Below are 6,111 nucleotides of genomic sequence, written 5' to 3'. Positions count from 1 at the left end.
GCGACGCCAGGGCGCGCGGCACGGCGGAGCGGCGGGTGCGGGCCCAGCCGCAGGCGGCGGCGACCGCGGCCGTGACGGCGAGGCCGGGCAGCCCGGCGATCCCGCCGCCGAGGGCGGCGGCGAGGGCGACCGCCGCCCACGCGGGCCAGCCCGTCCCGGCGACAAGGGCGCGGGGCTCCGGGCCGCGCCGGCCCCGCCCGGACGGCCAGACGGCGATCACCAGCAGGCCGAGCAGCAGGACGAGGCCCGCGACGACGGCGGTCCGCTGCGCCCGGTCGGGGGCGTAGGCCAGCTCGACGACGCCGCTGGTCCCCTTCGGGACGACCCAGCCCTGCTTCCAGCCGTCGAGGCGGACGGCTCGCAGTTCGGCGCCGCCGACGGTCGCGCGCCAACCGGTGTTGAAGTTCTCGTTCACCGTGAGGAAGGAGGCGGTGGCGGCGTCCACCTCCAGCCTGCGCGTGCTGGAGCCCCATTCGAGCACCTTGACCTGCTGCGGCGGCCGGGCCGACGCGGCGGCGCGGGGCTTCGCCCCGACCGTCACCGTGTCGAGGCGGTAGGGGTCGAACGGCGCGGACGCCAGCCGGTTCCGGCCCGCCTGGAGCGCGGCGGGGGTGCACGCGCTGAACCGCAGCGGCCGGCCCGCGAGCAGGTCGCCGAGCGTGCCGGTCGCCTTGGTCTGGACGGCGGCGCCGCCGATCCGCAGTTTCGGGCCGTACCCGCACGGCAGCCGCAGCGGGACGGCGCGGACGTCGGGGATCGGCTTGACGCCGGGAATGACGAGGTCGGTCACCTGGACGGGCTGGGCCTGGCTCTCCCGGAAGAAGGTGAACGTGACCCGGTCGGTCGTCATCGGGGCGAACGCCAGCCTGCCCTGGGCGTCGGACAGCCCTTCGCGGGTCTGGCCGTTCGCCCCCTCGACCCGGACGCGCATCGGCCCGGAGGCAGAGGGCGGACGGGTGACGGTGACGGACGCCAGCCGCTTGCGGCCCTTCCACCGGACGGTGTACGTGGGCGCCTCGTCCCGCTCCCCCGCGATCCAAGCCGTCCCGGGGTCGCCGTCGAAGCCCGCCCTCGGCTGATCGGCGGGGTGGTCGGCCAGGACCGAGCTCGCGGCGACGGCCGGCTGCCCCCGGACGGCGGTGAACCGCTCGACGAGCCGCCGGTCGGTGAGCACGGCCGTGCCGGTGACGGCGGCCCGGCCCGCGGCGGCGGCGGTGAACGTCCGGTCGAACCCCGCCTCCTCCTCGTCGCCGGACCCGAGGGACGGCGAGCACACCCAGCGGCGGCTGCCCTTCACGCACTCCCCCGCGGCGCCCTGCGCCCGGCTCATCACGTACGTCGCGGGCCCGGCGAGGCCGGCGGGCGCGGGCATCGTGAAAGTGCGGGCGGGCCGCACCCCGCCGATCGACAGCTCCGCCACGCCCGCGCGGGCGAAACCCGGGACGAGCGGCTCGGAGGCCAGCCCGAGGATCCGCAGCCGCAGCCAGCGGGTCGGGCCGCCGGGCGCGCGGAGGGGCTGCCCGGTCACGATCTTCTGGACGTCCTGCCGCACCGTCCCGTTCTCGGTCTCGACGGCGACGCGCGAGACGGCGGGGCCGAGGGACCCGTCCTGGAGGAACGCGGCGGTGAGGCTCGGCACCTCGCGGGGCCGGTCGAAGTCGACGCGGAGCCACTGCCCGACCGGCCCGTTCCAGCCGCCCGTCTTCCAGGCGGTGAACTGGTCGCCGTCGAGCGCCGCGAACGGGGTCGCCTCGGGCTCGCGCGCCTGCGGGACGGCGTCGTCGCCCGCCGCCGAGGTGGACGCCGTGACGTCGCGGACGCCGCCGCCGTACGTCACGTGGGTCGCGTAGCGCCTCCAGCCCGTGTCGAGGACGTCGGCGGCCTCTCCCTCGCGGGCGGCGGTCAGCGTCGGAGACGTCTGGTGCAGCTCGCCGAAGTTGCGGCGCAGCAGGCGGGGCGAGTCGGTCACGACCGGGGCGCCCCCGAGGTCGGCGGCGTCGTCGTCCAGCAGGACGGGCCCGTCCGGCAGCGTGCCGCCGTCGGCCATGGGCAGCAGCGACTCCGGCCCCCCGTACACGCGGACGGGGTCCGCGGCGTCGGCGAGGGTCGCCACGCCCGCGGCGCCGGCGACCTCGTAGACCTCCAGCGCCGGGTACTTCTGGTCGACGGCGGTCACCGCGTCGTCGGCGTCCCCGCCGACGGGCCCGCCGAACGCGGCGGCCCTCCGCATCCCGGGAGAGTCGCCGAGCGCCTGGTGGAGGCGGGCGGGCCAGGCGCCCCGCAGCGACTCGCGCCGCAGGTCATTGCGCACCAGGACGTACCGGACACCCATCCGGCCGAGGAAGGCGCTCAGGCCGGGCGACCCCTGCCCGGACCGGACCTGCTGGTCGATCGCGTCGAGCGCGCGCGTGTACCCGGGCGACCCGGCCGGGACGAGCTGCCGGACGCCCCACCGCGCCGACAGCAGCGGCTGGACGATGTCGTCCATGGGGCGGCCCCACAGGTACTCGCCGAACGGCGCGCCCGGGACGGCCAGCACCCCCTGCCGCCCGGCCCGCGCGTTGATCCATGCCGCGGCGTCCCGCCAGTACCGGGGCACCTCCGTGAACTCGCCCGGCCCGGACAGGCCCTGCGAGGCGGCCGTGACGCCGATGCCGCCGAGCGCGACGGCGGCGGCCACCGGCAGGCTGAGCAGCGATCTCAGCGCCGGGCCGGACGCCGGCCCGGCCCCCCGGCCGCGCACGTGGCCCGCCGTGCGGCGGGCCGCGGCGACGAGCGCGTGGGCGAGGCCGAGCGCGAGCGGCAGCCGGACGACCGCGTCGAACTTGTGCAGGTTGCGCAGCGGGGCGAGCGGGCCGTCGAGCAGGTCGCGGAGTTGCTCGGCGAACGGACCCGGCAGGCCGCTGAGGTGGCCCATCGACAGGATCGCCAGCCCGGCGAGCAGCGTGAGCAGCAGGAACGTCCGCTCGGGCAGCAGCCGGCTCAGCAGCCCGGCGAGCCCGATCGCGGCGGCGAGGCCCGTGCAGACGATCGCCACGGGGCCGAGGGACAGGCCGTGCCCGACCGGCCACCAGACCTGCCCGTCCACGATCAGGTAGTTGACCCAGCGCTCCGCGCCGCGCAGGACGTTGATCAGGCCGGTCGGCCCGGCCGTGGTCCGCGCCTTCTCGGTGTAGGTCAGCCAGGAGAAGCCGTAGGTTCCGGTGAGCAGGAGGGGGGCGAGCCACCAGGCCACGGCCGCGCCCGCCGCCGCCGACCACCACGCGAGCATCCGCGCCCGGAACGATCCGCGCGGCCGCGTCACCACGTACGCGACCGGGACGACCAGCACGGCGACGGTCGCGGTCGCGTTGATGCCGCCGCAGCAGGCGATCGCCAGGCCCGACCTCGCCGCCGCCCTGAGCCGCCCCGTCTCCCCGGCCGCCGCGCCGGCCAGCGGCAGGACGATCCAGGGCAGCATCGCGACCGGCAGGTACTCCGAGGAGATCTGCCCGAGCGTGGCCAGCCCGTTCGGGGCGAGCGCGTAGGCCATCGCCGCGAACAGGCGGGCGCCCTGCCCGTCGCCGCCGGCGCCGAAGCCGAGGCGCCCCGCGAGGCGCCAGGTGCCGGTGAACGCCAGGCACATCAGCAGCGCCAGCCAGAACCGCTGGGTGATCCACGCGGGCATTCCGGCCAGGTCGCCGAGCGCGAAGAAGGGGCCCATCGGGAACAGGTAGCCGACGGCCTGGTTCTGGAGCTGGCCGAACTGCTCGGGGTCCCACAGGTGCAGGGCGCGGCCGAGGAACCCGAGCGGGTTCACCGCCATGTCGATCTTGGTGTCGGCCAGGATCGCGCCGGGGCGGGCGCCGAAGGCGAGCGCGGTCAGCGCTAGGCAGCACGCGAGGACGCGCAGCCGCTCCCGCACCCGGCCCGCGACGTCCGGACCGTCCGGCACGGGTCGGCGGGACGCGCCGGCGCGGGGCGGATTCGCCTCTCCCACCGCCATGCTCGCCCTCTGCCCCTCTCTGCTCTCCCGGGCGTCAGCCAGGGTGCCCGTCACCGTACCTTCGGTCGCCTCGCGCACCGGCCTCGCGGGCCCGGACGGCGGCGGCGACGAGGTCCCGCATCCGGGCGGCGGTGCGCGCCCAGTCGAACTCTGCCGCCCGCCTCTGACATTCCGTGGCGATGCGATCACGCTCCGCGCGGTCGGCGAGGTCCTTGAGGGCGCGCCGGACGACGTCGGCCTGGTCGTCGCCCTCGCGGACGAGCCATCCGGTGGCCCCGTCGCGGACGGCGTCGCGCAGGCCGTCCACGTCGTGCGCGACGGTGGGGACGCCGAACGCGGCGGCCTCGATGACGCTGAGGCCCCAGCCTTCGCCCTGGGACGTGCTGAGATGCAGGTCGGCGCGAGCGACCAGGGCCGCCTTCACGTTCTCGGCGACGTAGCCGTGGGCGATGACGACCTTCTCCAGGCCGCGGGCTCTGATCTCGGTCGCGAGGGTGGGCGCCTCGGGGCCGTCTCCGACGATGTGGAGCTTCAGCCCGGGATGGGTCTCGGCGAGGTCGCCGGCGAGGTCGAGAAGGAGAGGGAGCCGCTTGTGCGGGACGAGCCGGGTCACGCAGACGAGATCCGGGTTCCCTGCGGGCTCCGGGACCGCGCCGTCGGGCTCGGCGACCACCGTTCCGTTGGGGACGACGTAGGTCGGACCGCTCCAGCCCAGCCGCTCCTTGACAGCGCGCTCCGTGGACGGCGAGACGACGACGAACGCGTGCCGCCGGTAAGTCCAGCGGCTCACCGGCCCCTCCAGGACCTGGCCGACCCACGCGAGCCATCTGGGGAAGTACAGACCGAACTGAGCGTCGTGCACATGGTGGACGACGCAGAACACCGGGACCCGGCGCGGCATGACCCACGGCGTGAAGAAAGGGATGCCGTTCTGGCAGTCGACGACGGCGTCGAAGCGCCGCCGTCTGAGGCGGAAACCCAGCATCCACAACAGGACCAAGGGATAGACGGTGAAACGGCCGCCGAGACGTACGAACTCCACGTCCTCGACGCGTTCCCTGCGCCTCTGCCCCTGCGCCCTGCTCGTCACGTAATGGACGCGGGCTCCTTCACCGGCGAACCTGCGCGCCAGTTCCCATGCGTAGCGTTCGGCGCCGCCTGCGGCGGGATGCCAGGGATCCCTCCAGTTGACGACCGCCAGCCGCAGCTTCTCGCTCATCCCGTCTTCGCGCGCGACGCGGGAACGTTCTCAGCCAGTGCGGCCGCGTGCGACAGGGCGACCGGACTCGACAGGGCGATGGGTTCCGACAGGGCGACCGGCACCGGGCTCGGCTCACCGAGCACCGCCCGCAGCGGCACGACCGGGAGGTTCGGCCTCACCGGTATGAGAGGCAGCCGGACTCCGGCGCGCGCGCGGATCCGGGCCAGGTCGAGCAGGCATTGCAGCGAATGCCGCCGGACCGAGAACGTCGATCCCGGACGGTCACGCCAGACCACCGGGATGTCCGTCACGGACGCTCCGCGCCGCACGCAGTGGGCGAGGAGTTCGACGTCGAACGAGAAGCCCGACGTGCGCAGGTCCTTAGCGGCGGCCCTTCCGAGGGGGCCGTAGAAGAACTTGAACCCGCACTGGGTGTCGGGGATGCCGCCCACGAGGTCGCGGACGATCCGGTTGAAGGTGATGGCGCCGAGGCGCCTGACGGGCAGCGCGTACCCCTGGACGACCGACCGACCGTGGCGCCTTGACCCGACCACGACCGGGCGGCCCTCGCGCAGCAGGACGATGGCTTCGTCCAGCGCGGCGAGGTCTGTTGCCATATCGGCGTCCATGAAGCCCACGTAAGGGGCCCGCGTCGCGAGCAGTCCGGCGCGGACCGCCGCTCCCTTCCCCCGGCGCTCGCAGCGCACCAGCCGGACGGGGACCGGCCCGTCCCAGGACTCGACGATGCCGGCCGTCCCGTCGGTGCTGGCGTTGTCGACGACGATGACCTCGGCCCGCGCCGCGAGGCCCGCGAGCTTGCCGCACAGCAGATCCAGTCCCGCCGGAAGCCGGTCGGCCTCGTTGAAGGCGGGAACGACGATCTCCAGAAGTGCGGGCCGGTCACGCCTGGTCCCCATCAGGGCCT

At 75.4% G+C, this 6,111-nt stretch carries 3 protein-coding genes; all 3 read right to left on the bottom strand.

Annotated features, from left to right (window positions below):
* Nucleotides 1-3,985: alpha-(1->3)-arabinofuranosyltransferase domain-containing protein (locus ABD944_RS17980; RefSeq protein WP_345177876.1), on the bottom strand; the 3,985-nt coding region annotated here is incomplete at its 3' end.
* A 34-nt stretch (nt 3,986-4,019) separates the two neighbouring features.
* A complete protein-coding gene (locus ABD944_RS17975; RefSeq protein ID WP_345177875.1) occupies nt 4,020-5,204 on the bottom strand; it encodes a glycosyltransferase family 4 protein in 1,185 nt (394 codons plus the stop codon).
* On the bottom strand, nt 5,201-6,103 hold the full coding sequence (locus ABD944_RS17970; RefSeq protein WP_345177873.1) for a glycosyltransferase: 903 nt from the start codon (nt 6,101-6,103) through the stop codon (nt 5,201-5,203). Before ABD944_RS17970 ends, ABD944_RS17975 begins: the two co-directional genes overlap by 4 nt.
* Nucleotides 6,104-6,111 lie beyond the last annotated feature (8 nt).

The organism is Actinomadura verrucosospora (assembly GCF_039540335.1).
Lineage (GTDB): Bacteria > Actinomycetota > Actinomycetes > Streptosporangiales > Streptosporangiaceae > Spirillospora > Spirillospora verrucosospora.
Note: the sequence above shows the minus strand (reverse complement) of the source record. Positions and strands in the feature narration are given on the sequence as shown.